Source organism: Rhodopseudomonas sp. NSM (assembly GCF_052445935.1).
GTDB lineage: Bacteria > Pseudomonadota > Alphaproteobacteria > Rhizobiales > Xanthobacteraceae > Rhodopseudomonas.
Genome location: NZ_JBQTCH010000010.1, coordinates 169,860 through 196,304, shown reverse-complemented (window position 1 = coordinate 196,304; position 26,445 = coordinate 169,860). Strand labels below are relative to the sequence as shown.

24 protein-coding genes are annotated in these 26,445 nt (G+C 67.9%); 16 read left to right on the top strand and 8 right to left on the bottom strand.

Going from position 1 to position 26,445, the window contains the following annotated elements:
* Positions 1 to 49: 49 nt before the first annotated feature.
* Positions 50 to 1,006, bottom strand: coding sequence for a CobW family GTP-binding protein (locus ACTZWT_RS22450; RefSeq protein WP_444771892.1), 957 nt, complete (start codon positions 1,004 to 1,006; stop codon positions 50 to 52).
* Positions 1,003 to 2,646, bottom strand: a complete 1,644-nt coding sequence (locus ACTZWT_RS22445; RefSeq protein ID WP_444771891.1) for an amidohydrolase — start codon at positions 2,644 to 2,646, stop codon at positions 1,003 to 1,005. Before ACTZWT_RS22445 ends, ACTZWT_RS22450 begins: the two co-directional genes overlap by 4 nt.
* A gap of 216 nt (positions 2,647 to 2,862) precedes the next feature.
* Between ACTZWT_RS22445 and pdxR the strand changes: the two genes are divergently transcribed.
* Positions 2,863 to 4,446: a MocR-like pyridoxine biosynthesis transcription factor PdxR gene (pdxR, locus tag ACTZWT_RS22440; RefSeq protein WP_444771890.1), complete on the top strand. Its 1,584-nt coding sequence runs from the start codon at positions 2,863 to 2,865 to the stop codon at positions 4,444 to 4,446.
* 139 nt (positions 4,447 to 4,585) lie between these two features.
* On the opposite strand, the gene ACTZWT_RS22435 is transcribed toward pdxR, so the two are convergent.
* Both ACTZWT_RS22435 and ACTZWT_RS22430 read right to left on the bottom strand, forming a co-directional pair.
* Entirely contained in the window at positions 4,586 to 5,374 is a 789-nt protein-coding gene (locus ACTZWT_RS22435; RefSeq protein ID WP_444771889.1) for a TSUP family transporter, read from the bottom strand.
* An 8-nt stretch (positions 5,375 to 5,382) separates the two neighbouring features.
* A complete protein-coding gene (locus ACTZWT_RS22430) occupies positions 5,383 to 6,894 on the bottom strand; it encodes an aldehyde dehydrogenase family protein (RefSeq protein WP_444771888.1) in 1,512 nt (503 codons plus the stop codon).
* Positions 6,895 to 7,153: 259 nt separating this feature from the next.
* On the opposite strand from ACTZWT_RS22430, the gene ACTZWT_RS22425 reads away from it, so the two are divergent.
* A complete protein-coding gene (locus ACTZWT_RS22425; RefSeq protein ID WP_444771887.1) occupies positions 7,154 to 7,588 on the top strand; it encodes a nuclear transport factor 2 family protein in 435 nt (144 codons plus the stop codon).
* The gene (locus ACTZWT_RS22420; RefSeq protein WP_444771886.1) at positions 7,588 to 8,982 is read left to right on the top strand and encodes an NAD(P)/FAD-dependent oxidoreductase; all 1,395 of its coding nucleotides are present in this window, start codon (positions 7,588 to 7,590) and stop codon (positions 8,980 to 8,982) included. The genes ACTZWT_RS22425 and ACTZWT_RS22420 overlap by 1 nt, the downstream gene beginning before the upstream one ends.
* Positions 8,983 to 9,132: 150 nt before the next feature.
* Here ACTZWT_RS22420 and ACTZWT_RS22415 read toward each other — a convergent pair whose 3' ends face one another.
* Positions 9,133 to 10,035, bottom strand: a complete 903-nt coding sequence (locus ACTZWT_RS22415; RefSeq protein WP_444771885.1) for a LysR family transcriptional regulator — start codon at positions 10,033 to 10,035, stop codon at positions 9,133 to 9,135.
* Positions 10,036 to 10,202: 167 nt separating this feature from the next.
* On the opposite strand from ACTZWT_RS22415, the gene ACTZWT_RS22410 reads away from it, so the two are divergent.
* The 13 genes from ACTZWT_RS22410 to ACTZWT_RS22350 all read left to right on the top strand — a co-directional run bounded on the left by ACTZWT_RS22410 (position 10,203) and on the right by ACTZWT_RS22350 (position 22,736).
* Positions 10,203 to 11,423, top strand: a complete 1,221-nt coding sequence (locus ACTZWT_RS22410; RefSeq protein ID WP_444771884.1) for an amino acid ABC transporter substrate-binding protein — start codon at positions 10,203 to 10,205, stop codon at positions 11,421 to 11,423.
* Between the two features lie 209 nt (positions 11,424 to 11,632).
* The gene (locus tag ACTZWT_RS22405; protein WP_322515202.1) at positions 11,633 to 12,499 is read left to right on the top strand and encodes a branched-chain amino acid ABC transporter permease; all 867 of its coding nucleotides are present in this window, start codon (positions 11,633 to 11,635) and stop codon (positions 12,497 to 12,499) included.
* Positions 12,496 to 13,431 (top strand): branched-chain amino acid ABC transporter permease, encoded by a 936-nt coding sequence (locus ACTZWT_RS22400; protein WP_444771883.1) that lies wholly within the window; start codon positions 12,496 to 12,498, stop codon positions 13,429 to 13,431. Before ACTZWT_RS22405 ends, ACTZWT_RS22400 begins: the two co-directional genes overlap by 4 nt.
* Positions 13,424 to 14,173 carry an ABC transporter ATP-binding protein gene (locus tag ACTZWT_RS22395; RefSeq protein ID WP_444771882.1) on the top strand — a complete coding sequence of 250 codons (750 nt, stop codon included), beginning with the start codon at positions 13,424 to 13,426 and terminating at the stop codon, positions 14,171 to 14,173. The genes ACTZWT_RS22400 and ACTZWT_RS22395 overlap by 8 nt, the downstream gene beginning before the upstream one ends.
* Positions 14,166 to 14,897: an ABC transporter ATP-binding protein gene (locus ACTZWT_RS22390; protein WP_444771881.1), complete on the top strand. Its 732-nt coding sequence runs from the start codon at positions 14,166 to 14,168 to the stop codon at positions 14,895 to 14,897. Before ACTZWT_RS22395 ends, ACTZWT_RS22390 begins: the two co-directional genes overlap by 8 nt.
* Before the next feature lie 42 nt (positions 14,898 to 14,939).
* Complete coding sequence (gene cnbZ / locus ACTZWT_RS22385; RefSeq protein WP_444771880.1) at positions 14,940 to 15,689, top strand: 2-amino-5-chloromuconate deaminase CnbZ; 750 nt, start codon at positions 14,940 to 14,942, stop codon at positions 15,687 to 15,689.
* On the top strand, positions 15,689 to 16,507 hold the full coding sequence (locus ACTZWT_RS22380) for an aspartate dehydrogenase (protein ID WP_444771879.1): 819 nt from the start codon (positions 15,689 to 15,691) through the stop codon (positions 16,505 to 16,507). Before cnbZ ends, ACTZWT_RS22380 begins: the two co-directional genes overlap by 1 nt.
* Positions 16,508 to 16,792: 285 nt before the next feature.
* Positions 16,793 to 19,669 (top strand): monovalent cation/H+ antiporter subunit A, encoded by a 2,877-nt coding sequence (locus ACTZWT_RS22375; protein ID WP_444771878.1) that lies wholly within the window; start codon positions 16,793 to 16,795, stop codon positions 19,667 to 19,669.
* Positions 19,670 to 20,032, top strand: a complete 363-nt coding sequence (locus tag ACTZWT_RS22370) for a Na(+)/H(+) antiporter subunit C (RefSeq protein WP_444771877.1) — start codon at positions 19,670 to 19,672, stop codon at positions 20,030 to 20,032. It begins immediately after the preceding gene.
* Positions 20,029 to 21,564, top strand: coding sequence for a monovalent cation/H+ antiporter subunit D (locus ACTZWT_RS22365; RefSeq protein WP_444771876.1), 1,536 nt, complete (start codon positions 20,029 to 20,031; stop codon positions 21,562 to 21,564). Before ACTZWT_RS22370 ends, ACTZWT_RS22365 begins: the two co-directional genes overlap by 4 nt.
* A complete protein-coding gene (locus tag ACTZWT_RS22360; RefSeq protein WP_444771875.1) occupies positions 21,561 to 22,049 on the top strand; it encodes a Na+/H+ antiporter subunit E in 489 nt (162 codons plus the stop codon). Before ACTZWT_RS22365 ends, ACTZWT_RS22360 begins: the two co-directional genes overlap by 4 nt.
* The gene (locus ACTZWT_RS22355) at positions 22,046 to 22,315 is read left to right on the top strand and encodes a K+/H+ antiporter subunit F (protein WP_444771874.1); all 270 of its coding nucleotides are present in this window, start codon (positions 22,046 to 22,048) and stop codon (positions 22,313 to 22,315) included. The genes ACTZWT_RS22360 and ACTZWT_RS22355 overlap by 4 nt, the downstream gene beginning before the upstream one ends.
* 7 nt (positions 22,316 to 22,322) lie before the next feature.
* Entirely contained in the window at positions 22,323 to 22,736 is a 414-nt protein-coding gene (locus tag ACTZWT_RS22350) for a Na+/H+ antiporter subunit G (protein WP_444771922.1), read from the top strand.
* Between the two features lie 124 nt (positions 22,737 to 22,860).
* Here the strand turns inward: ACTZWT_RS22350 and ACTZWT_RS22345 are convergent, their stop codons facing one another.
* From ACTZWT_RS22345 to coxB, 3 genes are read right to left on the bottom strand one after another with little or no spacing between them, the layout of a single operon-like run.
* The gene (locus ACTZWT_RS22345) at positions 22,861 to 23,214 is read right to left on the bottom strand and encodes a hypothetical protein (RefSeq protein WP_444771873.1); all 354 of its coding nucleotides are present in this window, start codon (positions 23,212 to 23,214) and stop codon (positions 22,861 to 22,863) included.
* Positions 23,215 to 23,218: 4 nt separating this feature from the next.
* Positions 23,219 to 25,747 (bottom strand): cytochrome c oxidase subunit I, encoded by a 2,529-nt coding sequence (gene ctaD / locus ACTZWT_RS22340; protein ID WP_444771872.1) that lies wholly within the window; start codon positions 25,745 to 25,747, stop codon positions 23,219 to 23,221.
* Complete coding sequence (gene coxB, locus ACTZWT_RS22335; protein WP_444771871.1) at positions 25,744 to 26,442, bottom strand: cytochrome c oxidase subunit II; 699 nt, start codon at positions 26,440 to 26,442, stop codon at positions 25,744 to 25,746. Before coxB ends, ctaD begins: the two co-directional genes overlap by 4 nt.
* Positions 26,443 to 26,445 lie beyond the last annotated feature (3 nt).

The following is a 26,445-nucleotide window of genomic DNA, read 5'->3' as shown; positions in this document are numbered from 1 at the left end:
ATCGATGCGCACGCCGTGCGCATCGGCAAAACGACGAGACGGGCGGCGCTCATGACGACGCTCCGGACGCCAGCGCGCGATCGAGGATTGCGTCGAGCACCGCCGGCGGCGGCAGCTCGCTGGTGCCGACGCCGACCAGCACGATGCCCGGCGAGTCCGGCTGGTCCGGCGCGGGCGGCGTCAGCGACCACGCCCGGTCGACCATCTGGAACACCTTCGCGCCGGCCTCGCCGTCGAGCCGGCACGAGCCCTTCAGCCGCAGCAGCGCGGGCGGCAGCGCCGCCAATGCGCCGGCGATCCGGTCGCGATCGAACGCGCCGTCGCGGCGATAGGCCCAGCTCCGGAACGCGGCGCCGTGATCACGCGGCGCTGTGTCGGGCGAGTCGGCGCGAAACGCGGAGGTCGCTGCGCCGGCGTCGAGCGATGCCAGCGTCGGCAGCGATTCACGCGACGTGTCGATGATGCGCAGGCCGGGCTTCAGCGCCAGCAACGCGGCGCGCGCCGCGGCGAGCGCTTCGGCCTCGACCAGATCGCTCTTGTTCAGCAGCACGACGTCGCACTGCGCGAACTGCCCGCGCACGGTGTCGCCGACGCGAACGTCGTCGATCAGTTGCGCGATCCGGCTGGCATCGGCCAGGACGACGACGCGGTCGAGCCGCAAGCTCGGCTCGATCAGCGCGATCTCGGCGATCATCCACGGATCGCCGACGCCCGAGGCCTCGATCACGATGCGCTCGAACGGCACCGGCGCGTCGAGCACCTTGCACATCGTGTCGATGAAGCCGGTGCCGATGCTGCAGCAGATGCAGCCATTGGTCAGCGTCATCGTGCTGCCGTCGTGGCTCGCAATCAGCGTCGCGTCGACGTTGATCTCGCCGAAATCATTGACCAGCACTGCGGTGCGCGGGCTGCCGGTGGCGAGCAGATGATTGACGAAGGTGGTTTTGCCAGCGCCGAGAAAGCCGCCGATCACTGTGACTGGAGTGGTCGCGGACGGTCTCGTCATGCGCGGGGCGCCTCCCGGACGACGCCGCCGACGACGGTGCCCCAGATCGCGATATCCTTCAACCGCTCCGGCGCGACTTCCAACGGGTGGTCTTCGAGCACGACGAAATCGGCGAACTTGCCGGTCTCGATGCTGCCGACCAGATGATCCATCTTCAAGGTATAGGCCGCCCCGATGGTGATCGCCGCGAGCGCCTGCTCCACGGTCAGCGCCTCGGTGTCGCGGCCGAGCACGCGACCGCCCGAGGTGACGCGGTTGACCGCGCACCACGCGGTGAACAGCGGCGCCAGCGGCGTCACCGGCGCGTCCGAATGGATCGCGAACGGCACGCCGATCCGCTGCGCGGTGCCGGTGGCGTCCAGCCTTGCGGCGCGCTCCGGGCCCATCGTCAGATCGTAATGCGAGTCGCCCCAGTAGTAGACGTGGTTGGCGAACAAATTGGCGCAGACGCCGAGCGCCTTCATCCGCCGGAACTGCGCGGCGTCGGCCATCTGGCAGTGTTGCAGCGTATGGCGATGGTCCGGCCGCGGCGTTTCGATCTGCGCCGCCTCGATGGCGTCGAGCGCGAGCTCGGTGGCCTCGTCGCCATTGGTGTGGATGTGGAGCTGGATGCCGGCGCGGTGATACGCGCCGACGATCCGCGGCAGTTCCTCGGGCGCGATGTACCACAACCCGTTGGCGGCGCCGTTGTGATAGCCGGGCCAGCGCAGCCGCGCGGTGAAGCCCTGGATCGAGCCGTCGACCACCAGCTTGACGATGCCGTAGTGCAGCCTGTCGTTGCCGCCTTCGCGCAACGCCGCGATCTTGGCGACGCCCTGCTCCGGCGTGTGCGACACCGCCGCCAGCGCCGGAACTAATCGCATGCCGAAATCCGCGGCCTCGGTCGCGGTGCGATACACATCGACGGTCTGGTCGGACATGTCGTTGTGCAGATCGGTCACCGTGGTGACGCCCTGCACGCAGCACGAGGCCGCGTAGCGCGCGACGTCGGCGGCGGTGATGTTGCCGGTCTGCGGATTGTTGCCGAGCGAACGAAACAGCCGCATCCGCGCCGGGATGCCCTGCAGTTCGCCGCTGGCGAGGCCGTCGGCGCCGGCGACGACGCCGGAAGTGTTGGTGGCGTGCAGCAGTTCGGCGCGTTCCAGCGTCGTGGTGTTGACGTTGTTGATGTGGAACGAGGCGTGGACAACGATCACCGGCCGCGTCGTCGAGACCCGGTCGAGATCCTGCCGCGTCAGCATCTTGCCGCCGATATGCAGCGGATCGAACCCCCAGGCGAACAGCGGCGCGTTGGGTTCCTGCAACTGAGCTTCGGCCTGCTGCAGCCGCGCGACGATGGCGTCGATATCGGCGACGCCGGCCACGATGCGGCCTTCCGGCGAGCGGCGGTCGAACGCGCCGATATAGGGAAGCTGCCACATCAGGCCTTCCATGATGTGGCTGTGGCCCTCGACGAAGCCCGGCATCAGCACCTTGTCGGCGAAGCGATCGTCGAGCCGCGCGCCGCCGGCGCACAGTTCGTCCGCCGTGCCGGTCGCGACGATCCGCCCGTCTCGCACCGCAACATGCGTAGCAGTCGGACGCGACGGGTTCATCGTGATGATGCTGCGGGCCGAATAGACGACGGTATCGTGGTTCACGCTGCTGAGCCTTTCGAACTTGCAGTTGCGAGCGTGAAGCGAACCACCCGGCCGCACTAGCGCCAGATGCCCCGCACGAATGGAGCCAGCGCCATCCGCCCAGCGCTGGGCTCGATGGCAGAGTTCTTGCTTATCAATCTCAAACCGACATACTCGGATTTCCGGCTTCCAACGGATCCGCTGCGCTGACAGGTTATACCGACAGGTTATATCGTCTTGGGAAAGCTCGCACAGCTCACTTATCAGGACGCCGCTCGCAACGGCGCGCTCGATCGTTCGGCAAATGCCTCGGCGAATGCCGCATCATTAGTCAATAGCGACACGCTGTTCTGGGGCGCCTTATTCCGCGGGATGGATCGCGGCGGCTCGTTTCTGCAACTGCAGATCCGCCAGATCATCGTCACCGCGATCGAGGACGGCCGGCTGCCGCTCGGGATGCGGATGCCGTCGAGCCGCGATCTCGCCGCGGTGCTCAAGGTGTCGCGCAACACCGTGGTGATCGCCTACGAGCAACTGGTCGACCAGAACTTCCTGGTGTCGCGGCAGCGCAGCGGCTACTTCGTCGCCGGCCTGTCGAAGAAGGTCGCATCCGGCACCGGCCGTCCCGCCGAGGCGGCGAGCCGCGACGATGCGCATTGGGCCGCGCGCTATGCGGTGCAGCCGTCGGCGCACCGCAACATCGTCAAACCGGCCGACTGGCAGGCGCAGCCCTACCCTTTCATCTTCGGGCAGTTCGATCCCAGCCTGTTTCCGACCAACGACTGGCGTGAATCCGCGCGCGCCGCGTTGAGTGTTCCCGAAATCAACAACTGGGCGCGCGACCTGATCGACGGCGACGATCCGGCGCTGATCGAGCAGTTGCAGCTCCAGGTGCTGCCGCGACGCGGCATCCATGCGCGTTCCGACGAGATCATGATGACGATCGGCGCGCAGCACGCGCTGTATCTGATCGCGACGCTGTTCATCAACGACCGCACCCGCGTCGGCATCGAGGAGCCGGGCTATCCCGACGCGCGCAACATCTTCCGGATGCTGACGCCCGACGTCGTCCCGCTCGCCTCCGACGCGCAGGGGCTGCTGCCGGACGAGCGTTTTCAAAGCTGCGCGCTGGCCTATGTCACCGCCAGCCATCAATGCCCGACCGCGACGGTGATGCCGCTGCAGCGGCGGCTGGAGCTGCTCAAGGCCGCCGAGACCGGCGACGTCGTGCTGGTCGAGGACGATTACGAGGGCGAGCTGATGCCCGAGGCGGCAACGCTGCCGCCGCTGAAAAGCCTCGATCACGCCAGCAACGTGCTCTATGTCGGCAGCCTGTCGAAGGCGCTCGCGCCCGGGCTGCGGCTCGGCTACGTGGTGGCGCCGGCGCCGGTGATCCGCGAGCTGCGGGCGCTGCGGCGGCTGATGCTGCGCCACCCGCCGCTGAACAACCAGCGCGTCGCCGCGCTGTTCATCGGCCTCGGGCACTATCGCTCGCACCTCGCCCAGGTCGGCCGCGTGCTGCTGGAGCGTGCGAAGATTCTGGACCGGCTGCTGCCGAAATATCTGCCGGACTGCAGCTTCTCGCGCGGACCGGGCAGCACCAATTACTGGATCACCTGCCCGCCGGGCACCGACACCACCGCGCTGGCGCGGGAAGCGCTGGCGCAGGGCGTGGTGATCGAGCCGGGCGCGGTGTTCTCGATGGACGAGACCGCCAGCCGACATTGCTTCCGGCTCGGCTTCTCCTCGATCCGCACCGACCGCATCGAGGTCGGCATCGAGCGGCTCGGCCAGGTGATCGCGCGGCATCTGAAGACGTAGTGAGGCGCCCGCCCCGTCGTTGCGAGGAGCGGAGCGACGAAGCAATCCAGCGCAGTGCACGGCGCTTCTGGATTGCTTCGCGGAGCCTGCCATCGGGCGGCGCTTTGCGCCGACCCGGTGGCTCGCAATGACGAAAGCCTCACATCAGCTCGCTGATGCCCTTGGCGGCGCTGAGCAGGGCGACGCCGCCGAGGCTTGCGATCGACACCGTGCGATGCAGCGCCTCGGTGCCGCGACGGAAGCCGTATTCGCCGATCCTGGTGCCGAGCAGCATCGCCGGGAAAGACAGCGCCGCCAGCCAGAGAATGCCGCCATTGACCAGCCCGACCGCGGCGGTGCTGGCGAAGGCCGTGATCGAGGTCGCCAGAAAGAAGACCAGCAGCGACGCGCGCGCTGCAGCCGCGCGGAACGGTCCGGACATGTAGTACACCACCGCCGGCGGCCCCGGCATCGCGGCGAGGCCGTTGAACAGGCCGGCGGCCAGTCCGACCGCGGCTGTGGCCGGCCGCGACGGAATCTCCGCCAGCGCAAAGCCGCGGCTCAGGATCACCACGGCGACGGCGGTGATGGTGGCGATCGCAATTCGCGCGATGGGCGCCGGCGCGATGCTGAGCACCAGCGCGCCGATCGGCGAGCCGATCACCGCGCCGACGATCAGCCAGCGCAGCGACGGCCAGTGGCAGTCGCGGCCGGCGCGGCGGAAATCCGTCAGCCCGCCGAGCAGTTGCAGCACCACCGCGATCGGCACGGCTTTCGCCGGCGCCATGAACAGACCGAGCAGCGGCACCGCGGCGAGCGCGAAGCCGAAGCCGGTGAAGCCGCGCAGCAAGGCCGCGGCGATCACCGCCGCGAGCGTCGCCGCGATCACGCCCGGCGTCGGCAGCGCGCCGAGAAAACTCGCCTGCGCCGCGGCGATCAGGTCCTGCATGGCAGCGTTCACCGCATGTCGATGACGACGGTCTTCTTCTTGGTGAAGTGTTCGAGCATCGCTTCCAGCGATGCCTCCTTGCCGAGACCGGATTTCTTGAACCCGCCGTAGCTGAGATTGGGCTGGATCGTCAAATTCTGGTTGACCTGGACGTAGCCGGCGTCGAGCCGCTGCACGGCGCGCAGCGCGGTGCGCAGGTCGTGAGTCCAGACCGTGGCGGCGAGGCCGAAATCGCTGTCATTGGCGCGGGCGATGACGTCGTCCTCGTCGTCCCACGGCTGCACGCAGACCACCGGGCCGAAGATTTCCTCGCGCATCAGCGGGCTATCCTCCGGCAGGCCGGTGACGATAGTCGGCTGCAGGAACAGGCCATCCTTGAGATGGCTGGCGCGCGGCAGCTCGCCGCAACGCGCGACCCGCGCGCCGGCGGTGCGCTCGCCGAGCGCCAGATAGGATTCGATCTTCGCCTTCTGCCGCTGCGAGATCACGGTGCCGATGTCGGTCGCCTCGTCGAGCGGATCGCCGATCGTGAGCTTCGCCACCGCCTCCTGCAACGCGACGACGAACGCGTCGATCAGCTTGCTGTGCACATAGATGCGGCTCGCCGCGGTGCAGCTCTGGCCCTGCCGGGTGAAGCGCATCCCGGCGATCGCGCCGGCGACGACGCGCGCCATGTCGGCGTCCGGATAGACGATCATCGGGCTCTTGCCGCCGAGTTCGAGGCTGACTGGAATGATTTTTCGCGCGGCGGTCTGGTAGATCAGTTCGCCCACAGCCTGCGAGCCGGTGAACGTCACCTTGGCGACCGCGGGATGCTCGACCAGCGCCGAGCCGCAGTCCCGGCCGGTGCCGCAGATCACGTTGAGCACGCCGGCCGGCAGCAGTTCGGCCATCAGCCGCGCCATCTCGATGGTGGCGAACGGGGCTTCTTCCGACGCCTTGACCACCACCGTGTTGCCGGCCACCAGCGCCGGGGCGATCTTCAGCATCATCAACACCAGCGGCACGTTCCACGGCAGGATCGCGGCGACGACGCCGAGCGGCTCGCGGCTGGTGTAAGTGAGGATCTGCGGATCGAACGGCAGCGTCTCGCCCTTCAGCTCGGAGGCGAGGCCGGCATACATCGTGACGATATCGATCGCGGTGGCGATCTCGCCGCGGCATTCGGTGCGGATCGCCTTGCCGGTTTCCAGCGCCAGCACCGCGGCCAGCACGCCCGACTTCGCCGCGATGGCGCGTGCGGCTTCAGCGATCAGTTTGCCGCGCTGCCGCGCCGGCGTCGCCGCCCAGCCCGGAAACGCCGCCGACGCGGCGTCGACGGCGCGCGCGACGTCGTCCGTGTTCGCGGCCGGCGCTTCGCCCAGCACCGCGCCGGTGGCCGGATCGAGCACCTCGAGCGTGGCGCCGTTGACGGCCGGAACCAGCGCGTTGCCGATCAGGTGACGGCCGTGCAATTGGGTGATCACATCCGAGACCTCGGACGCGATGGCGGGATCGATGCGGGTGGCGATGTTGATCATGCCGCCACCTTGGCGATTGTGTTTCGCGCGCGAAGGTCCAGCCGCAGCCAAGCCATTGGGCCAGTTTGCGGGGCCAGTTCGCGGGGCCAGTTGGCCGCGCCGGTTGGGCGGTTCGGCGTCGCGGCGATTCTGGCCGCAGACGTCGCGGCATCTGGTTCTAAGCCGCCCTCGCCTGTCGTGGCACCGTCCGATCGAAGCTGCCGGCCGATCCGCGCCATCATCACGGAGACGCTCGCGCGCCCACCATGATGGAACGCTCATGTCCACTCTCGATACGTCTGCTCCCGATACGTCCGCACTCGATGCGCTGCGACTGCGCAAGCTGGAACAGTTGTTCGACGCCTTCAACCGGCACGACGGCGCCGGAGTGATGTCGGCGATGACCGACGACATCGTGTTCGATGCCGCGGCCGGTCCCGACGCCTGCGGCCGCCGCATCGTCGGCACCGCCGCTGTCCGCGCCGCGTTCGAGGGCACCTTCGCGACCTTTCCGGATGTCAGTTGGGAATGCACCCGCCACGCCGTGTTCGGCGACCGCGGCATCTCCGAATGGATTTTTCGCGCGACCGCAAAGGATGGATCGCGGATCGAGGCCGAAGGCGTCGACCTGTTCGGATTCCGCGGCGACAAGATCTGCAGCAAGAGCGCGTTCCGCAAGGACCGCCCCGCGCTGCCCGCCCAGGGAGCCGCATGATGAATCGGCCGCTCAAGACACCGCCGCTGGCGGCCTATGATCCGCATTACGATCCGCTGGTCAGCGACGGCCCCGGCCACAATCGCGACTACGCGCCGACCTACTGGCACGCCACCGCCGGTCCGCTGCCGGACGACGACGGCCCGGTGACCTCCGACATCGACGCCGACGTCGCGATCGTCGGTTCCGGCTATACCGGGCTCGCCTGCGCGATCTTTCTGGCGCGCGAACATGGTATCAAGCCGGTCGTGCTGGAAGCCAATCGCGTCGCCTGGGGTTGCAGCACCCGCAACGGCGGCCAAGGCCAGAACGCCGCCGGCCGGCTGACGCGGTCGCAATGGATCGCGCGCTGGGGCGTCGACGTCGCCAAGCAGCTCCACGCCGAAATCCGCGACGGCTTCGAGACCTTCGAGGAACTGATCCGGCAGAGCCCGATCGATTGCGAGCCGCAGCGCGGCGGGCATCTCTACATAGCGCACCGCCAGCGCCAGTTCGACAAGATCGCCGCCGAGGCCGAGGTGCTGCGCGACGTGTTCGGCGAGCAGACGCGCGTGCTCGGCGCCGATCGCTTGCGCAGCGACTACCTCAATGAAGCCGAAGCCGTCGGCGCGGTGCTGGAGCCGCTCGGCACCGGCGTGCACCCGGCCCGGCTCGCCTTCGGCTATCAGCAGATGGCGCGCGATCTCGGCGTCAAGGTCTATCCCGCCAGCCCGGTCGCCGAGATCCAGTCCCGCGACGGCGCGCTGCATCTGCGCACGCCGGGCGGAACGGTGCGGGCGCGCGCGGTCGGCATCGCCACCGGCGCCTACACGGCGCCCGGGCTGACCCCGGCGTTGCGCGGCCGCTGCATGCCGATCCTGTCGAACTCGATCGTGACCCGGCCGCTGACTGCCGCCGAACTCGACGCCACCGGCTTCAGAACCAGACTGGTGCTGACCGACACGCGGACGCTGCGCTACTACTACCGCCTGCTGCCCGACAACCGCATCCAGATCGGCAGCCGCTCCTCGATCACCGGCGCCGACGCCGACCATCCGAAGCACCTGCAATTGCTGATCGACGGGCTGCATCGCAAATTCCCGGCGCTGCAGGGCATCGAGATCGATTACTCATGGTGGGGCTGGGTCGACGTCAGCCACGACATGATGCCGCGGATCTTCCGGCCCGACCCGCAGCAAAAGCTGTTCTACGCGCTCGGCTATGGCGGCAACGGCGTGTCCTATTCGGCGCAGGCCGGCCGCCGCATGGCTCAGATGATCGCCGGCCAGCACTTCAAGGGCCAGGACCTGCCGATCTTCACCTCGCCGCTGCCGACCCACGCTTTCGAGCCGTTCCGCCGGCTCGGCCAGCGCATGCTGTACCGCTGGTATCACATGCGCGACGAAGCGGCGTAGCCGCTCGCTTCGTCGCTGAAAGTCGAGTTTCCCGCCGTCCTGACAACCCGTCATGGCCGGCCTTGTGCCGGCCATCCACGAACTTGGGCTCACGCCGCAAGAAAGACGTGGATGGCCGGGACGAGCCCGGCCATGACGTATGGGGGAGCATCACTCCCGCGCGCGCTTCATCCGCGCGATCAGCAGGTCCGCCACCATCCGGCACGACGGCGAGATGTTGCGGGTGGCGAGCTGCACCAGCGTCACCTGCGTCGCCTCCAGCCGCTTGTCGCGCAGCGGCACCGCCACCAGCCGGCCCGCCTCGATCGCCGGCATCGCGGTGTCGCGCGGCAGGAAGGTGGCAAGATCGGTGCGCGACGCCAGCATCTGGGCGAACGCCAGCGAATTGGTCTCGCTGCAGATCTCCAGCCGCACCTTGGCGTTGGCGCAGGCGCGGTCGATCTCCTGACGGATGCCGAACGACGGATCGGGAACGATCACGCGCAGACCCTCGAGATCCTTGACCGAGCAGGACTCGCGATCCGCCATCGGATGATCGGGCGCGACGATCAGGCACAGCGACTGCCGCATCCGCGCCAGCTCGATCAGGTCGCGCCGCGGCGCGCGCCCGAACACCAGCCCGAGATCGACCTCGTTGCGCCCGACCAGCTCGGCGACCGCGCGCGAGCCCACCACCGTGGTCGAGACCAGAATGCCGGGATAGTCCACCGACAGGTCGACCAGGAAGTTCGACAAGAAATTCGCCAGCATGCCTTCGACGGTCGCGAACCGGATCTGGCCGCGGCGCATGGTCTCGAATTCCTGCACCTTGACGCGAATGCCGTCGAGCAGGCTGCGGTTGTCGACCGCGTAGCGATACACCAGCCGGCCGGCGTCGGTCAGCGTCATGCCGCGGGCGTTGCGCTCGAACAGCTTGACCGACAGTTCCTCCTCGATCGCCTGGATCTGCCGGCTGATCGCCGACGGCGCGATCCGCAGCGTCGCGGCGGCCTGCTTGATCGAGCCGGATTCCGTGACTTCACGAAAATAGCGAATCGCCGCCGACTCGATCATCGCTGCGGGTTCCTTCGGTGGCCGGTGGCTTCGGGGCTGCCGAAGATTCCGGCAGCGGCTGGCTAGCGGTCTAATTATTCGATCTGAGACCTCTAATTTCAATGCTTTTATTCGAATGGATGGTTTGGCAGAGTTGGCCCACCCAAGGCCGCCAAGGAGGACAACAGATGCTTCACTCGTGGGTTGCTCGCTGCGTACGCCTCTCGATCCCGCTCGGCATCGCCGCGCTGGCATCCGGAACCCAGATATCCGCAGCGTCGGCCGACGACGTCATCAAGATCGGCGCGCCGCTGCCGATCACCGGCCCGCTGGCGCCGGAAGCCATCAAGCAGCAGCAGGGCTACAATCTGTGGGCCGAGCAGGCCAACAAGGCCGGCGGCATCAATGTCGGCGGCAAGAAGTACAAGGTCGAGATCGTCTACACCGACTACCAGTCGAACACGCCGCGCGCCGTGCAGGCGACCGAGCAGCTCATCACCCAGAACAGCGTCAACTTCCTGTTCGCGCCGTTCGGCTCCGGTGCGGCGAAGGCGGCCAGCACGGTGTCGGAAAAGCACAAGGTGCCGACGCTGGCGGCGACCGCCTCGTCGTCCCAGGTCTACGACCAGGGCTACAAATATCTGTTCGGCACCTTCACCCCGAACGACACCCTGACGACGCCGCTGACCCAGATGATCAAGGCCAAGGTGCCGGAGGTCAAGAAGGTCGCGATCCTCGCCCGCAACGATCTGTTCCCGCTGGCGATCGCGCAGGAGATGGAGAAGTCGGCCAAGGCCAACGGCTTCGAGGTGGTGTATTTCGAGAAATACGCGATCGGCACGCTCGACCATTCCGCCACGCTGTCGTCGATCAAGGCGCAGTCGCCGCAATGGATCTTCGTCACCGGCTACACCAACGATCTGCTGCTGGTGCGCAAGCAGATGATCGACCAGCAGATGAAGGCCCCGGTGGTCTCGATGATCGCCGGCCCGGCCTATCAGGAATTCATCGACGCGCTCGGCAAGGGCGCCGAGAACGTCTCGAGCGCCGCCTGGTGGCACCCCGCTGCGCAATATGACGGCAAGGACATATTCGGCACCACCGCCAATTTCGTGAAGCTGTTCAAGGACAAGTACAACGCCGAGCCGGACTATGCGCATGCTTCGGCGGCACTGTGCGGCGCGCTGTTCCAGATCGCGATCGAGAAGGCCGGTTCGGTCGACCGCGACAAGGTGCGTGACGAACTCGCCAAGATGGACATCGTCACCTTCTTCGGCCCGGTCAAGTTCGGCGCCAACGGCCAGATCAACTCGCTCGACCCGCCGGTCTTCCAGATCCAGGGCGGCAAGCCGGTGGTGCTGTTCCCGCAGGCGATCAAGCAGGGCGACCTCAAGATCGGCCTCGAGTAAGCGTCGGCGGTCTGCTCCCAGCCCCACCACTCGTCATTGCGAGGAGCGAAGCGACGAAGCAATCCATGCCACGCATGGCGCCTCTGGATTGCTTCGCTGCGCTCGCAATGACGGGGCAAAGGCTTCGCTGAACGATCTCAATTCTCGCCCGGCGCCGCTTCATCCCAGATCTCGACATTCCTCGCCTCCAACCAAGTGAACCCGCTCTCATGCAAGCCGTCCAGATCCTGATCAACGCGCTGGTGCTGGGCAGTCTTTATGCCTGCATCGCGATCGGGTTTTCGCTGGTGTGGGGCGTGCTCAACGTCATCAACCTGATCCACGGTTCGTTCATCGTGCTCGGCGCCTATCTGGCCTTCGGCCTGTACCAGTCGCTGCATCTGTCGCCGTGGTACGCGATCGTGGTCGCGGCGCCGGTGTTCTTCGTGTTCGGCTACATCGTGCAGCGGCTGATCCTCAACCGGGTCATCACCGCGCCGGTGCTGGTGACGCTGACGCTGACCTTCGGGCTCGATCTGATCCTGAACAACGCGATGATCTATTTCTTCACCGCCGACTATCGCCGCCTGACGCTGATTCCGCCGCTCGGCTCGGTGTCGTTCGAGGGCGTGGTGGTGCCGGTCGACCGGCTGATCGCCACCGCCACCGCTTTGGCGCTGACCGGCCTGCTGTATCTGCTGCTGCGCCGCTCCAGGGTCGGCCGCGCCATCGTCGCGGTGCGGCTCGATCGCGACGCCGCGGTGCTGATGGGCGTCCATGTGCCCTCGATCTACGCGGTCGCGTTCGGTCTCGGCGCGGCGCTGGCTGGTTGCGCCGGCGTGCTGATGGCGCTGATCTTCCCGATCTCGCCGCTGACCTCGACGGCCTATCTCGGCAAGGCCTTCGTGGTCTGCGTGCTCGGCGGGCTCGGCAGCGTGTCCGGCGCGCTGGCCGGCGGCATGCTGCTGGCGCTGGTCGAAAGCGTCGGCTCCGCCTTTTTCGGCCCGGCGCACGCCACCACGCTGTCGTTCCTGCTGTTGATCATCTTCCTGATCCTGCGCCCGCAGGGCCTGGTCGGCCGAAAGGGCTTCGAATGAGCCGCAGCAATATCGCCCTTCTGATTCTGATCGCCTGCGTCGCGGCTCTGCCGCTGTTCGGCGGCGCCTATGCGCTGCGGCTCGGCACCATCGCCTGCATGTATGCGGTGCTGGCGCTGTCGTGGAACGTGGTCGGCGGCTTCGCCGGCTATCCGTCCTTCGCCACCGCGGCGTTCTTCGGCTTCGGCGCCTATTGCGGCGGCGTGCTGATGGGCAAGGGCTTCCCGCTGTGGGCGGCGGCGGCGGTCGCCGGTCTGCTGGCGCTGGTCTCCGCGGTGGCGCTCGGCGCGGTGCTGCTGCGGCTGCGCGGACATTATTTCGCGATCGCCAGCCTGTCGCTCGCCGAGGTGCTGCGCGAGGTCGTCAACAACGCCACCGACCTCACCGGCGGCGGCATGGGGCTGAACATCCCGCTCGCCTCCGGCGCCGGCGTGATGGCGGAGGCGACGTTCTTCTTCTACGCGATGTGGGGCGTGATGCTGCTCACCGCGCTGATGGTGATCGTGGTGGCGAACTCCAAGCTCGGCTTCGCGCTGAACTGCATCCGCCAGAACGAGACCGCCTCCAGCATGGTCGGCCTCAACACCACGCTGGCAAAGAGCATCGCCTTCGGCCTGTCGGCCTGCTTCGTCAGCGTCGCCGGCGGCATCTACGCCGCCTGGGTGCACTATATCGATCCGTCCGACGTGTTCGACATCCTGTATTCGGTCAAGCCGATCGTGATGGCGCTGATGGGCGGGCTCGGCTCGCCGCTCGGCGTCGCCTGCGGCGCGTTCATGTATCTCGGCCTCGAGGAGGTGGTGTGGCGCAACTACACCCACATCCACACCGGCGTGCTCGGCGTGCTGATCGTGATGCTGCTGCTGTTCCTGCCGCACGGCCTGAGCTCGCTGCGGGTCGACCGGCTGTGGCGGAGGACGAAGCATGTCTGAGCTGCTGCAACTCACCGGCGTCTCCCGGCATTTCTCCGGCCTGCAGGCGCTGCGCGACGTCTCGCTGTCGGTGTCGGGCGGCGAGGTGCTCGGCCTGATCGGGCCGAACGGCGCCGGCAAGACCACGCTGGTCAACACCATCTGCGGCGTCACCCCGGCGAATTCCGGCACCGTCAGCTTCGACGGCAAGGACATCACCAAGATCAAGACCTATCAGGCCGCCCGGCTCGGGCTCGCCCGCACCTTCCAGATCGTGCAGCCCTTCGCCGAATTCTCCGCGCTCGACAACGTCGCCGCCGCGGCGCTGTTCTCGCAGCCGGGCGCCAGCCTGAAATCGGCCCGCGAGGCGGCGCGCGAGCATCTGGCCTTCGTCGGTCTGGAGCCGCAGGCCGATCAGTCCGCCGCCACCCTGACGCTGGCGATGCGCAAGCGGCTCGAACTGGCCAAAGCGCTGGCGATGAAGCCGAAGCTGCTGTTTCTCGACGAGGTCAATGCCGGCCTCAACAGCGCCGAGGTCGAACGCGCCACCAAACTGATCCATCAGCTCGCGGCGAACGGCATCACCATCGTGATGATCGAACACCTGATGAAGGTGGTGCTGAACGTCTGCACCCGCATCGTCGTGCTGCACAACGGCCAGCTCATCGCCGACGGCGCGCCGCGCGAGGTGATCAGCAATCCCGCCGTGGTCGAGGCCTATCTCGGCCAGCAATACGCCAAACGGACGGCCCACCATGGCTGACGAACTGATCCTCGAAGCCAAAGGCCTCGACGCCGGCTACGGCGAAATCCAGGTGCTGTGGGGCATCGACCTCGCGGTGCGCCGCGGCGAGATCACCGCGCTGATCGGCTCCAACGGCGCCGGCAAGACCACGCTGATGCGCGCGCTGTCCGGGCTGATCCCGGTCCGCGCCGGCCGATATCTCTCCGAAGGCCAGGACATCACCGGCAGCTCGGCCGCGCAGATCCTGAGCCACGGCATCGTCCACGTCCCGGAAGGCCGGCGGCTGTTCGGCGCGATGAGCGTCGAAGAGAATCTGATGATGGGCGCCTATCTGCGCAGCGCCGGCCGCGCCGAGATCAGGCGCGACCTCGACCGGGTCTACGCCACCTTCCCGAAACTGCGCGAGCGCCGCAACCAGCAGGCGGCGACGCTGTCCGGCGGCGAGCAGCAGATGTGCGCGATCGGCCGCGGCCTGATGAGCGCGCCGAAGCTCTTGATGATCGACGAATTGTCGCTCGGCCTGTCGCCGCTGCTGGTCGAGCAGCTGGTCGACGCGCTGCGCGTGCTCAACGCCGGCGGCACCTCGATCCTGCTGGTCGAGCAGGACGTCACCATCGCGCTCGATCTGTGCCACCGCGCCTTTGTGATGGATATGGGCCGGATCGTGCGCGAGGGCTCGGGCGAGGATCTGCTCGCCGACCCGATCGTGCGCGACGCCTATCTGGGCGTGCTGCAGGACTGACCGACCAACCAGCTTTCTATCGCGACATCCGAAAGAGGACCCATGATCGAGACCGTCGAAGCCCCGAACAGCGGCTATCGCTACATGCCGGGCGTGTTTCAATATTCCTGCGGCATCGCCGCGCTGCCCGGCTTCGCCATCGAGCGCGTGCGCTTCGCCGAGCCGGTGCCGCTGAAGCAGGGCTTCGCCAGGATCGCCGAAATCCTGAAGGCCGCCGGCCGTCCGCTGACCGCGTTCGGCGCCTGCGAACTGCGCTCGCCCGCGCCGTTCACCGAGGACGGCTTCAAGGCCTTCAACGAGATCTACATCCAGACGCTGGTCGACTGGGGCATCATGAAGGACGGCATCAACCCGATCGCGCGCAGCAACGTCTGTCCGCAGATCGATCCGCCGGCCGAGCCGAGCTTCTACGCCTTCTCCTACACGGTGCCGGCCGAGAACGCGCCGCCGTCCTTCGTGATTGCCGGCAGCGGCGAGGCGCCCGAGGGCAAGGGCAATTATCGCGACCACATCGTGCGGCCCGGCGACACCAGCCCCGAGGGTCTGCAGGAGAAGGCGAAGTTCGTGCTCGGCGAGATGGAGAGGCGGATGAGCGCATTCGGCGGCAGCTGGCGCGACATCACCGGCGCGCAGCTCTACACCGTGTACGACGTCCATCCGTTCCTGGAGAGCGAGCTCGGCAAGCGCGGCGTATTCCGCCACGGCCTGACCTGGCACTTCAACCGCCCGCCGGTGGAAGGCCTCGATTACGAGATGGACTGCCGCTGCGTGCATCGCGAGCGCGTGGTCTGATGCGCAGCAGCCGCGCCCCGCAGCGCGTCGCCATTGCCGGGCTCGGCGCCATCGGCAAGGCGATCGCGCGTGAACTCGATCGCGGGCTCGACGGGCTGACGCTCGGCGCCGTCGCCAGCGGCGACCCGGAGAAGCATCGCGATTTCCTGGGCGGCCTGCGGGCGACGCCGCAGGTCGTGCCGCTCGATCAGCTGCACGCTCATGCCGATCTGGTGATCGAGGCGGCCCCCGCCAAATTGCTGCGGGCGATCGTCGAGCCGTTCGTGAGCCGCGGCAAGACCGCGATCGTGCTCAGCGCCGCGGCGCTGCTCGACAACGAGGACCTGATCGAGCTGGCGAAGGCGAACGGCGGCCAGATCATCGTGCCGACCGGCGCGCTGATCGGGCTCGACGCCGTCACCGCCGCCGCGGTCGGCACGATTCATTCGGTGCGGATGATCACCCGCAAGCCGGTCGACGGCCTGCGCGGCGCGCCGTTCATCGTCGACAACGGCATCGACATCGACGGGTTGGGCGAGCCGCTGAAGCTGTTCGAGGGCACCGCGCGTGAGGCCGGCAAGGGCTTTCCGGCCAATCTCAACGTCGCGGTCGCGCTGTCGCTGGCCGGCATCGGGCCGGATCGCACCATGGTGGAGATCTGGGCCGACCCCGGCGTCACCCGCAACACCCACCGCATCGAGGTCGATTCGGATTCGGCGCGATTCTCGATGACGATCGAAAACGTGCCCTCCGACAATCCCCGCACCGGCCTGATCACGCCGCTGTCGGTGATCGCGCTGCTGCGCAAGCAATCCGCCGCGCTGCGCGTCGGCACCTGAGACGGCGACGACCTCCCGACGGGCGACGGGCGACGGGCGCGCCGAAATGCCGCCTTCCCCTGCGAATTGCGGGAAGCGAAAATACCGCAACCGCACAGAAATGGTTGCCCGATTGAATTCATCCTGCTGCTTCGCGGCCTGCTCCCGGCCGGCGCTGCCGTTTGCCGCCCTTGCATCCGCCGGCCAATCCTGCAAACCCTGTCAAACATCTCCGCGGGCTGAGATTTCCGTGGTCGGGGATGCGCAAACCGGCGTCGCGAACAACGGCGTGCACGGATGGGGTCGATGCCGCTCGCACTGATTGCTCTGATACCACTGTTCGGCGCCGTCCTGCCCCTGGTTGCAATCCGGTCCGGGCGCAACGCCTGCACCTTTGTGACCGCTTCCGTCAGCCTGGTCTCGCTCGTGATTCTGCTCGCGCACGCGCCTGCGGTATTCGAGGGCGCGACAATCCGCTCAGGCACCGAATGGGTGCCGGCGCTCGGGCTGTCGTTCCGGTTCTTCCTCGACGGCCTCGGCCTGTTCTTCGCCACCCTGATCCTGGCGATCGGGCTGCTGGTGATCGTCTATTCCCGCTTCTATCTCGGCCGCGACGATCCGATGGGCCGGTTCTTCGCGTTTCTGCTGCTGTTTCAGGGCGCGATGCTGGGCATCGTGATCAGCGACAACATCCTGCTGCTGGTGGTGTTCTGGGAGCTGACCAGCCTCAGCTCGTTCCTGCTGATCGGCTACTGGAATCACCTGCCGGAAGGCCGCCAGGGCGCCCGGATGGCGCTGGTCGTCACCGGCGGCGGCGGGCTTTTGCTGATGGGCGGGATGCTGCTGCTCGGCCAGGCCGCCGGCTCCTATGAGCTGACCGAGATCCTGCAGCGCGGCGACGCGATCAAGGCGTCGCCGCTGTACGTCCCGATCCTGCTGCTGGTGCTCGGCGCGGCCTTCACCAAATCGGCGCAGTTTCCGTTTCACTTCTGGCTGCCGCACGCGATGGCGGCGCCGACGCCGGTCTCGGCCTACCTCCACTCCGCCACCATGGTGAAGGCCGGCATCTTCCTGCTGGCGCGGCTGTGGCCGGTGCTGTCCGGCACCGAATGGTGGTTCGCGATCGTCGCCACCACCGGCCTGGTGACGATGCTGATCGGCGCCTGGATCGCGCTGTTCAAGGACGATCTCAAGGGCATCCTGGCGCATTCGACGGTGAGCCATCTCGGCCTGATGACGATGCTGCTCGGCTTCGGCACCCGCTTCGCCGTGATCGCCTGCATGTTTCACGTCCTCAACCACGCGACCTTCAAGGCCGCTTTGTTCATGAGCGCCGGCATCGTCGACCACGAGACCGGCACCCGCAGCCTGCGCAAGCTCGGCGGCCTGCTGCGGCGGATGCCGATCAGCGCCGTGCTGGCGCTGATCGCCGCGGCGTCGATGGCCGGCGTGCCGCTGTTCAACGGCTTCCTGTCCAAGGAAATGATGCTGGAGGCCGCGGCCGACACCCAGGTGTTCGGCAGCGTCTGGCTGGTGCCGGCGGCGGCGACGCTCGGCGCGCTGCTGTCGGTGGCCTATTCGGTGCGATTCGCGGTCTCGACCTATCTCGGAAAGCCCCGCGCCGTGCTCGACGCCAGGCTGCACGATCCGCCGTTCGGCATGTGGGCGCCGGTCGCCGCTTTGGTGATCCCGGTGGTGGCAATCGGGCTCGCGCCGCAACTGCTCGCCGGCGCGGTGGTCGAGCGCACCGCGCAGGCCGTGGTCGGTGCCGCGCCACTCGACTTTCAGCCGCTGGCGATCTGGCACGGCCTGACCCTGCCGCTGGCGATGAGCGGCATCGCGCTGCTGGGCGGCCTGCTGCTGCTGATCGTCCACACCCCGCTGGAGACCGTGCGCGGCTGGCTGCCGCGGCCCGACGCCAAGGCGATGTTCGACGCGGTCGTGGCGGCGGCGGTGCGCAGCGCGCGCTGGAGCATCCGCCGGCTGCACAATGAATCGCTGCCGCGCTATCTGATGGTGATCACGCTGACGATCCTGGCGGTCGGCGCGGTCGGCTTCCTCGGCGGCCGGCACGAGGCCGGCCTCCGCGCGCTGCTGCCCGTCACCCTGCCGGCGGCGGTGGCGTGGATTCTGCTGGTCACCGCCAGTCTCGGGGTGATGATGTTCCACATCCACCGGCTGCTGACGCTGATCCTGAGCAGCGTCGTCGGGCTGATCGTGTCGCTCACCTTCATGCAGTTCTCGGCGCCCGATCTGGCGCTGACGCAGATCTCCGTTGAAGTCGTGACGGTGATCCTGCTGCTGCTGGCGCTCAACCTGCTGCCGAAGCTGACGCCGCCCGAGCCGAAATTCGGCCGCAAGCTGCGCAACAGCCTGATCGCCGGCTGCGGCGGGCTTTCGGCCGCGGCGCTGGCCTATGCGGTGATGACCCGCGACTTCAGCTCGATCTCGGCCTATCACCTCGCCGAATCCAAGCCCGGCGGCGGCGGCACCAATGTGGTCAACGTCATCCTGGTCGACTTCCGCGGCTTCGACACCTTCGGCGAGATCATCGTGCTGTGCATCGCCGCGCTGGTGATCTACGCGCTGCTGAGCAATGCGCTCGAAGGCGCGGCGGCGCGGCGGCTCGATTCGATGCGGCAGCACGTCGACTCCGCCGACGCGCATCCGTTGCTGCTGGTGGTCGCGGCGCGCGCGCTGCTGCCGCTGGCGATCACGGTCGGCGTCTACATCTTCCTGCGCGGCCACAACCAGCCCGGCGGCGGCTTCATCGCCGGCCTGGTCGTCGCCACCGCGATCATCATGCAGTTCATGGCGAGCGGCTACACCTGGTCGGCCGAGCAGCGCCGGATCGACGGCCACCGCCTGCTCGGCGCCGGCGTGCTCGCCGCCGCCGCCACCGGCATCGGCGCGTTCCTGTTCGGACGGCCGTTCCTCACCAGCGCCTTCGTCTACGTGCCGGTGCCGCTGATCGGGAACGTCGAACTGGCGAGCGCAATCCTGTTCGACATCGGCGTCTTCCTCACCGTGGTCGGCACGGTGGTGCTGTCGCTGTCGCAGATCTCGCGGGTCGAGCGCCGCGCCAAGCGATCGCCGGTGCCGCCCGGCCCGTCCGACATCCCGATTCTGCCCCGCTCCCCGATGCGGCCGCGGCCCGCAGCTCCCGCGGCTCAGGAGGGCTGAATGGAAATCCTGGTTGCGAGCGGCATAGGCGTACTGACCATGGTCGGCCTGTATCTGGTGCTGAGCCGGCACGCCTTTCCGGTGATCATCGGCACCACCTTCCTGTCCTATGCGGTGAACCTGTTCCTGTTCGCGATGGGGCGGCTCGCGATCGACAAGGCGCCGATCATCACCAAGGGCGTCACCGACTACGCCGATCCGCTGCCGCAGGCGCTGGTGCTGACCGCGATCGTGATCTCGTTCGGCATGACGGCGCTGGTGGTGGTGCTGGCGCTGCGCGGCTTCCTCGAGACCGGCACCGAGCGCGTCGAGAACGGCGAGCCGCGGCGCGACGCGGCCAAGCGCGAGGCGGCGCGCCGATGAGTCACCTGATCATCGCCCCGATCGTCCTGCCCGCGGTCGCCGCCGCCTTCCTGGTGCTGGTGCTGCGGCACGATCTGGCCAGCCAGCGCATCGTTTCGGCGGGCGCGACGCTGGCGCTGCTCGCGGTCGCCGGCTGGCTGTATCTGTCGGCGGCCGACGGCGCGCCGACCTCCTATCAGCTCGGCGACTGGCGCGCGCCGTTCGGCATCGTGCTGGTGCTCGATCGCCTCGCGGCCACGATGGTGCTGCTGACGGCGCTGCTGGCGGTCGCGGTGCTGATCTACGCGATGGCCGGCTGGGACGATCGCGGCCGGCATTTCCATCCGCTGTTCCAGTTTCAACTGATGGGCCTCAACGGCGCGTTTCTGACCGGCGACGTGTTCAACCTGTTCGTGTTCTTCGAGATCATGCTGATCGCCTCCTACGGCCTGATCCTGCACAGCGGAGGCGCGCGGCGGCTGCGTTCTGGCTTCCATTATGTCGCGATCAATCTGGTCGGCTCGACGCTGTTCCTGTTCGCCGTCGGACTGATCTATGCGGTGACCGGCACGCTCAACATGGCGGACCTCGCCGCCAGGGTGACGCAGATCGCGCCCGGCGACGAAGCCATCCTGCGCGTCGGCGCGCTGCTGCTGCTGCTGGTGTTCGCGCTCAAGGCCGCCTTGGTGCCGCTGCAATGGTGGCTGCCCTCGGCCTATGCGGCGGCGCCGGGCCCGGTGGCGGCGCTGTTCATGCTGATGACCAAGGTCGGCGCCTATTCGATCGTCCGGGTCTACACCGTGGTGTTCGGCGCCGACGCCGGGCCTGTGGCGGACATCGCCGCGCCGTGGGTGGTGCCCGCCGCGCTGGCGACGCTGGCGCTCGGCGCGGTCGGCGTGCTGGCGAGCCCGACCTTGCTGGGGCTGGTCTGCTTCTCGATCGTCTGGTCGATGGGCTCGCTGCTGCTGGCGCTCGGCCTGTTCGACGCGAGCGGCCTGTCCGCCGGGCTATACTATCTGCTGCACAGCACGCTGAGCGGCGCGGCGCTGTTCCTGCTCGCCGATCTGGTCATCGCGCAGCGCGGCCGCCTTGCCGACCGGCTGGTGGCGGCGCCGCGGCTTGCCCATGCCGACCTGCTCGCCGGCCTGTTCTTCGTCGCGGCGATCGCCATGACCGGAATGCCGCCGCTGTCGGGCTTTCTCGGCAAGCTGCTGATCCTCGACGCGAGCTGGCACGGTCCGCTGGCGGTGACGAGCTGGGTGATCCTGCTCGGCACCAGCCTTCTGGTGATCGTCGGCTTCGCCCGCGCCGGCAGCGCGCTGTTCTGGAAGATCGCCGAGCGCCCGCCGCAGCCGGTTGACCCCGCGCCGTCGATCGCGCTGCCGGTCGCGGTGATCGCCGGCCTGCTCGGCGCCACCGCGCTGCTGTCGGTGTTCGCCGGCCCGATCACCCGCGAACTGGCGGCAACGGCGCAGCAGACGCTCGATATCAATGCCTATGTCCGCGCCGTGAACCCGGCCGCCGTGGCGCTGTCGCGGAGCGCGCCGCAATGACCAAGGTGCTGCCGCATCCGATCCTCAGCCTGGTGATCGCCGGCGTGTTCGTCGCGCTGATCAATACGTTCTCGCTCGGCAGCGTGGTGCTGGGGCTGCTGCTCGGGTTCGCGATCCCCTTGTTCACCAGCCCGTATTGGCCGACCCGGCCCACCATCCGCAATCCGCTGAAGCTGATCGTGTATTTTGCGATCGTCGGCTGGGACATCGTCGTCTCCAACGTTCAGGTCGCCTATTGGGTGCTGTTCTGGCGGAGCGCGAGCCTGCGATCGCAATTCGTGATCGTGCCGCTCGACCTCACTTCGCCAGAGGCGATCGCGCTGCTGGCGGCGACCATCACCATGACGCCGGGCACGGTCAGCGCCGATCTCGCCGCCGACGGCAGCGCCATTCTGGTGCATTGCCTGCACACCACCGATCCGGCGGGCACGGTCGAGCAGATCAAGACCCGCTACGAACGGCGGCTGAAGGAGATCTTCGGATGATCGCAACAGCGTGCCTCATCGCGGTCGGCGTGATCAGCGTGTCGGCGCTGATGAACCTCTACCGGCTCGGCACCGGGCCGGACGTGCTCGACCGGATCCTTGCGCTCGATACGCTGGCGGTCAACGCCATCGGCCTCATCGTGGTGATCGGCATCTGGTTCGACACCAGCCTGTATTTCGAGATCGCGCTGCTGTTCGCGGCCGTCGGATTCCTGTCGACGGTCGCGTTCTGCAAATATCTGCTGCGCGGCAATGTGATCGAATAGCATGACGATGGCCGGACTGAACGAATTGCTGGTGTCGGCGCTGATCCTGATCGGCGCGTTCTTCCTGTTCGTCGGATCGTTCGGTCTGGTGAAGCTGCCGGACGTCATGCGTCGTCTGCATGCGCCGACCAAATCCACCACGCTCGGCATCGGCTCGCTGCTGATCGCCTCGATGCTGTATTTCGCGCTGCTGCGGGACGCCCCGTCGCTGCACGAGCTGATCATCTCGATCTTCCTGTTTCTCACCGCGCCGATCGCCGCGCACATGATTTCCAAGGCCCACATCCTGCGCAACCGCGCGCTGCAGCAGGAACTGCCGGCCCCACCCGGCGAGGAAGGCTGGGCGACGCTCGACCCGCACGGCGTCGACGAGAAGCCGATCGATCCGGGATCGACACGGTCGACAAACGCCAAAGATTGAAGACACCCGTTTCAACCCGTCATGGCCGGGCTCGTCCCGGCCATCCACGTCTTGCCTCTTGCACGCTCGTCAGACGTGGATGGCCGCGACAAGCTCAGGCATGACGAAGCGTTGCTCGATGTCTCTACAGACACGGCGACACGGCCGGAATCACCAGGCCGGTCCACACCGTCGCGACCAGTGCCGCAGCATTCGATCCGATCGCGACCCGGCGCGTGAAGCGCAACGTACCGTCGTCCGCCGTTCGGGGCAGCCGCCAGCAATGGATCAGGATGCCGGTCTGCACGACGAGGTGAACCCCCCAGATCGCAAGCAGCGCCCCGCGCTGCAGGTCGGTGTCGGCGATCACGATCCCCTGCCAGCCATAGGCACAGCCGACCGACAGCGCGGCATAGAGCAGCGTGAAGGCCGAGGCCCAGACCACGAAGCCCGAGGCGATCAGCAGCAGCGACGCGGAACGGGCGGGCGAACGCGTCATGCCGTCACCCCATCACCAGCGGCAGGCCGTAGACGATCAGCAGCGTCGCGATCCCGATCGCCGCGGTATAGTCGCTCCACAGCGCGCCGATCCGAAGATCGACGGTCCGCGTCTGCGACACATAGCCCGCCCGGCTGCGCCAGATGCCGAAGCCGGCGAACACCGCGGCGAGCGCGGCGTGCAGACCGGCATAGATCAGGATGATCGTGGTCGCGGCGCCGTAGGCGTGCTGCGTCGGCGGCGGCACCGCCAGAATGACGTCGGCGAGGCCGAGCAGCGCCACGATCTGCCCGAGCAGCGCGATCGCCAGCGCCGCCTCGCGCCGACGTCCACTGCGGACCACGCCGCGCAAGGTCGCGATCCGGCCGGCGATGAAGCCGGTCACGAGGCCGCCCGCGCTCAGCGCGACGCCCCACGGCGCCCAGCCGATCATCGACGGCGGCGGCCAGTTCGGCGCCACCACCCACAGAAACAGGATGCCGAAGGCGAGCGACGCGAAGGCGGTGGCGTCAGCCGCCAGCGTCAGCCCCATCGCCCATAGCGACGGCGGCGACCGCGCCTCGCTGTGCAGCACCGCCTCGGCGCCGTTCCCGATCGGCAGCGCGCCGTGATCGCGCCGCTCGCCCGACACCGGCGTCCAGGCCAGCAGCATCGCGACGATCGCCGGCAGCGCCAGCAGCGCCACCACGTACAGCTTGAACAGCACGGATACGAAGAACACGCCCGTCACCAGCGCGGTGAACAGCGGCAGCATGGTCTGGTTCGGCAGCCGCACGATCTGCTCGACCCGTCCCGACATCACATCGACGCCGAGCGTCTCCAGCCAGCCGTTGCGGACGAAGCCGAGATAGCCGCCGCCGCGCGCCAGATGGTTGCCGAGGTCCGGCCGCTCCTGCAGCGGCGCGCGCGTCGCGACGTCGGGCAGCGACGCGAAGGCGTAATTGGTCGGCGGCACGGCGATGGCCCATTCCAGCGTGCCGGCGCGCCAAGGATTGCGCGCGCTGCGCTTGCCGTGCAGCCAATGCAGCAGCACGTCGACGGTGAACAGCGCGAAGCCGATCGCCATCACGAAGCTGCCGACCGACGACACCAGATTCGGCCACTCCCATCCGGTCTCCGCGCCGTAGCCGTGGATCCGCCGCGGCATGCCGAGCAGGCCGGTCAGGTGCATCACCAGAAACGTCACGTTGAAGCCGACAATGATCAGCCAGAACGCCGGCACGCCGAGGCTGTGGCGCGGCACCCGCCCGGTGAAATGCGGCAGCCAGTAATACGCCGCCGCCAGCATCGGAAACACGAAGCCGCCGACCAGCACGTAGTGCAGATGCGCGACGACGAAATGGGTGTCGTGCACCTGCCAGTTGAACGGCACGATCGCCAGCATCACGCCGGTCAGGCCGCCGATCACGAACACCGAGAAGAACCCGAGCAGATACAGCATCGGCAGCTTGAGCTGCGGCCGCCCGGCCGCCAGTGTGCCGATCCAGGCGAAGATCTGCACCGCGGTCGGCACCGCCACCGCGGTGCTGGCCGACGAGAAGAACGCCAGCGCCAGATGCGGAATCCCGACCGTGAACATGTGGTGGACCCACAGCCCGAAGCTGAGGAACGCCAGCGCCACGATGCTGATCACGATCGCGCTGTAGCCGATGATCTCGCGCCGCGCCAGCACCGGCAGGATGGTCGAGACCATGCCGGCGGCCGGCAGGAAGATGATGTAGACCTCGGGATGGCCGAACAGCCAGAACAAATGCTGCCACAGCAGCGCGTCACCGCCGCGGGTCGGGTCGAACAGCGGCAGGTCGAAGGCGCGCTCGACCTCGAGCAGGATCGAGCCGAGGATCAGCGGCGGAAAGCCGAACAGCATCATGAAGGCGGTGACCAGCAGATACCACGCCAAGAGCGGCATCTTGTCGAGCGACATCCCGGGCGCGCGCGTCTTCAGGATCGTGGCGATGATCTCGACCGCCGCCGACAGCGCCGAGATCTCGACGAAGGTGATGCCGATCAGCCAGATGTCGGAATTGATCCCGGGCGTGTAGACCCGCGAACTCAGCGGCGTGTACATGAACCAGCCGCCGTTCGGCGCCAGCCCGACCGCCATCGCGATCAGCAGCATCGAGCCGCCGAACAGATAGCACCAGTAGCCATAGGCGCCGAGCCGCGGAAACGCCATGTCGCGCGTGCCGAGCAGCTTCGGCAGCAGGTAGATCGCGAAGCCCTCGAACATCGGGATCGCGAACAGGAACATCATCACCGTGCCGTGCATGGTGAAGACCTGATTGTAGATCTCGGGCTGGAGAAACGCGCTGCGCGGCGTCGCGAGCTGCGCCCGGATCAGCATAGCCAGGATGCCGCCGATGCCGAAGAACACGAAGGCGGTGGCGATGAAGCGGCGGCCGACGATGGTGTGGTTCACCGCCGCGAGCCGCCCCCAGCCGCCCGGCGTGCCCCACAGCGCGTCGAGCTGCTTGTGCAGGCGGATCGCGCCGCCCGGCGCCGCGACGGTGTCGTTGGTGCGCTCGTCCATCATCGCTGCTCCTGCGGCAGCGCGCGCAGCCGGTCGTCGTAGTCACCGGGGTCGTGCGCGGTGACGCTGAAATCCATGATGGTGTGGCCGGTGCCGCAGAATTCGGCGCAGACCCCGCGATAGATCCCGGGCCGCGCCGCCGACAGCCGGATCAGATTGACGTGTCCCGGGATCGCGTCGATCTTGCCGCCGAGCCGCGGGATCCAGAAGCTGTGGATCACGTCGGCGCTGCTGACGCGCAGATCGACCGGCCGGCCGGCCGGGATGTGCAGTTCGTTGACCGAGATCCGCCCGCCGCCCTGCCCGGGATAGCGGAACGTCCACTGCCACTGCTTCGCCTCGACATCGACCCGCAGCGCGTCGGCCGCGGGATGCGCGAGCAGCCGCTCGCCGGTCAGCAGCCCGTAGCCGAGCAGCGGCGTCAGCACCAGCGCCGGCAGCACCAGCCCGCCGCCGACCAGCCACAGTTTCGGCGACGCCGTGCCGTCGCCGCGGCGCACGAACGCCCACCACAGCAGCGCCATCACCAGGCCGAACAGCGCGACGGCGCCGATCAGCATCACCCACCACAGTTCGGCGATCGCCGCCGCCGCCGGCCCGGCCGGATCGAGCGCCGACAAGGGTCCGCCGCAGCCGGCGAGCGGCAACGCGGCGATTGCGATCGCCAAGGCTTTGAACCAAGCGCGATCGCGGCGCATTAG

Excerpts from the sequence above, each read along its gene's own strand:
- ACTZWT_RS22435 (WP_444771889.1), bottom strand. The coding sequence starts at position 5,374 with ATGCAGGACCTGATCGCCGCGGCGCAGGCGAGTTTTCTCGGCGCGCTG.
- ACTZWT_RS22380 (WP_444771879.1), top strand. The coding sequence starts at position 15,689 with ATGCGCAGCAGCCGCGCCCCGCAGCGCGTCGCCATTGCCGGGCTCGGC.
- ACTZWT_RS22400 (WP_444771883.1), top strand. The coding sequence starts at position 12,496 with ATGAGCCGCAGCAATATCGCCCTTCTGATTCTGATCGCCTGCGTCGCG.
- ACTZWT_RS22430 (WP_444771888.1), bottom strand. The coding sequence starts at position 6,894 with ATGATCAACATCGCCACCCGCATCGATCCCGCCATCGCGTCCGAGGTC.
- ACTZWT_RS22350 (WP_444771922.1), top strand. The coding sequence starts at position 22,323 with ATGGCCGGACTGAACGAATTGCTGGTGTCGGCGCTGATCCTGATCGGC.
- ACTZWT_RS22395 (WP_444771882.1), top strand. The coding sequence starts at position 13,424 with ATGTCTGAGCTGCTGCAACTCACCGGCGTCTCCCGGCATTTCTCCGGC.
- ACTZWT_RS22420 (WP_444771886.1), top strand. The coding sequence starts at position 7,588 with ATGAATCGGCCGCTCAAGACACCGCCGCTGGCGGCCTATGATCCGCAT.
- ACTZWT_RS22365 (WP_444771876.1), top strand. The coding sequence starts at position 20,029 with ATGAGTCACCTGATCATCGCCCCGATCGTCCTGCCCGCGGTCGCCGCC.
- ACTZWT_RS22360 (WP_444771875.1), top strand. The coding sequence starts at position 21,561 with ATGACCAAGGTGCTGCCGCATCCGATCCTCAGCCTGGTGATCGCCGGC.
- ACTZWT_RS22345 (WP_444771873.1), bottom strand. The coding sequence starts at position 23,214 with ATGACGCGTTCGCCCGCCCGTTCCGCGTCGCTGCTGCTGATCGCCTCG.
- ACTZWT_RS22405 (WP_322515202.1), top strand. The coding sequence starts at position 11,633 with ATGCAAGCCGTCCAGATCCTGATCAACGCGCTGGTGCTGGGCAGTCTT.
- ACTZWT_RS22390 (WP_444771881.1), top strand. The coding sequence starts at position 14,166 with ATGGCTGACGAACTGATCCTCGAAGCCAAAGGCCTCGACGCCGGCTAC.
- cnbZ (WP_444771880.1), top strand. The coding sequence starts at position 14,940 with ATGATCGAGACCGTCGAAGCCCCGAACAGCGGCTATCGCTACATGCCG.
- ACTZWT_RS22370 (WP_444771877.1), top strand. The coding sequence starts at position 19,670 with ATGGAAATCCTGGTTGCGAGCGGCATAGGCGTACTGACCATGGTCGGC.
- ACTZWT_RS22450 (WP_444771892.1), bottom strand. The coding sequence starts at position 1,006 with ATGACGAGACCGTCCGCGACCACTCCAGTCACAGTGATCGGCGGCTTT.
- ACTZWT_RS22425 (WP_444771887.1), top strand. The coding sequence starts at position 7,154 with ATGTCCACTCTCGATACGTCTGCTCCCGATACGTCCGCACTCGATGCG.
- ACTZWT_RS22410 (WP_444771884.1), top strand. The coding sequence starts at position 10,203 with ATGCTTCACTCGTGGGTTGCTCGCTGCGTACGCCTCTCGATCCCGCTC.
- ACTZWT_RS22375 (WP_444771878.1), top strand. The coding sequence starts at position 16,793 with ATGCCGCTCGCACTGATTGCTCTGATACCACTGTTCGGCGCCGTCCTG.
- ACTZWT_RS22415 (WP_444771885.1), bottom strand. The coding sequence starts at position 10,035 with ATGATCGAGTCGGCGGCGATTCGCTATTTTCGTGAAGTCACGGAATCC.
- ctaD (WP_444771872.1), bottom strand. The coding sequence starts at position 25,747 with ATGATGGACGAGCGCACCAACGACACCGTCGCGGCGCCGGGCGGCGCG.
- coxB (WP_444771871.1), bottom strand. The coding sequence starts at position 26,442 with ATGCGCCGCGATCGCGCTTGGTTCAAAGCCTTGGCGATCGCAATCGCC.
- ACTZWT_RS22355 (WP_444771874.1), top strand. The coding sequence starts at position 22,046 with ATGATCGCAACAGCGTGCCTCATCGCGGTCGGCGTGATCAGCGTGTCG.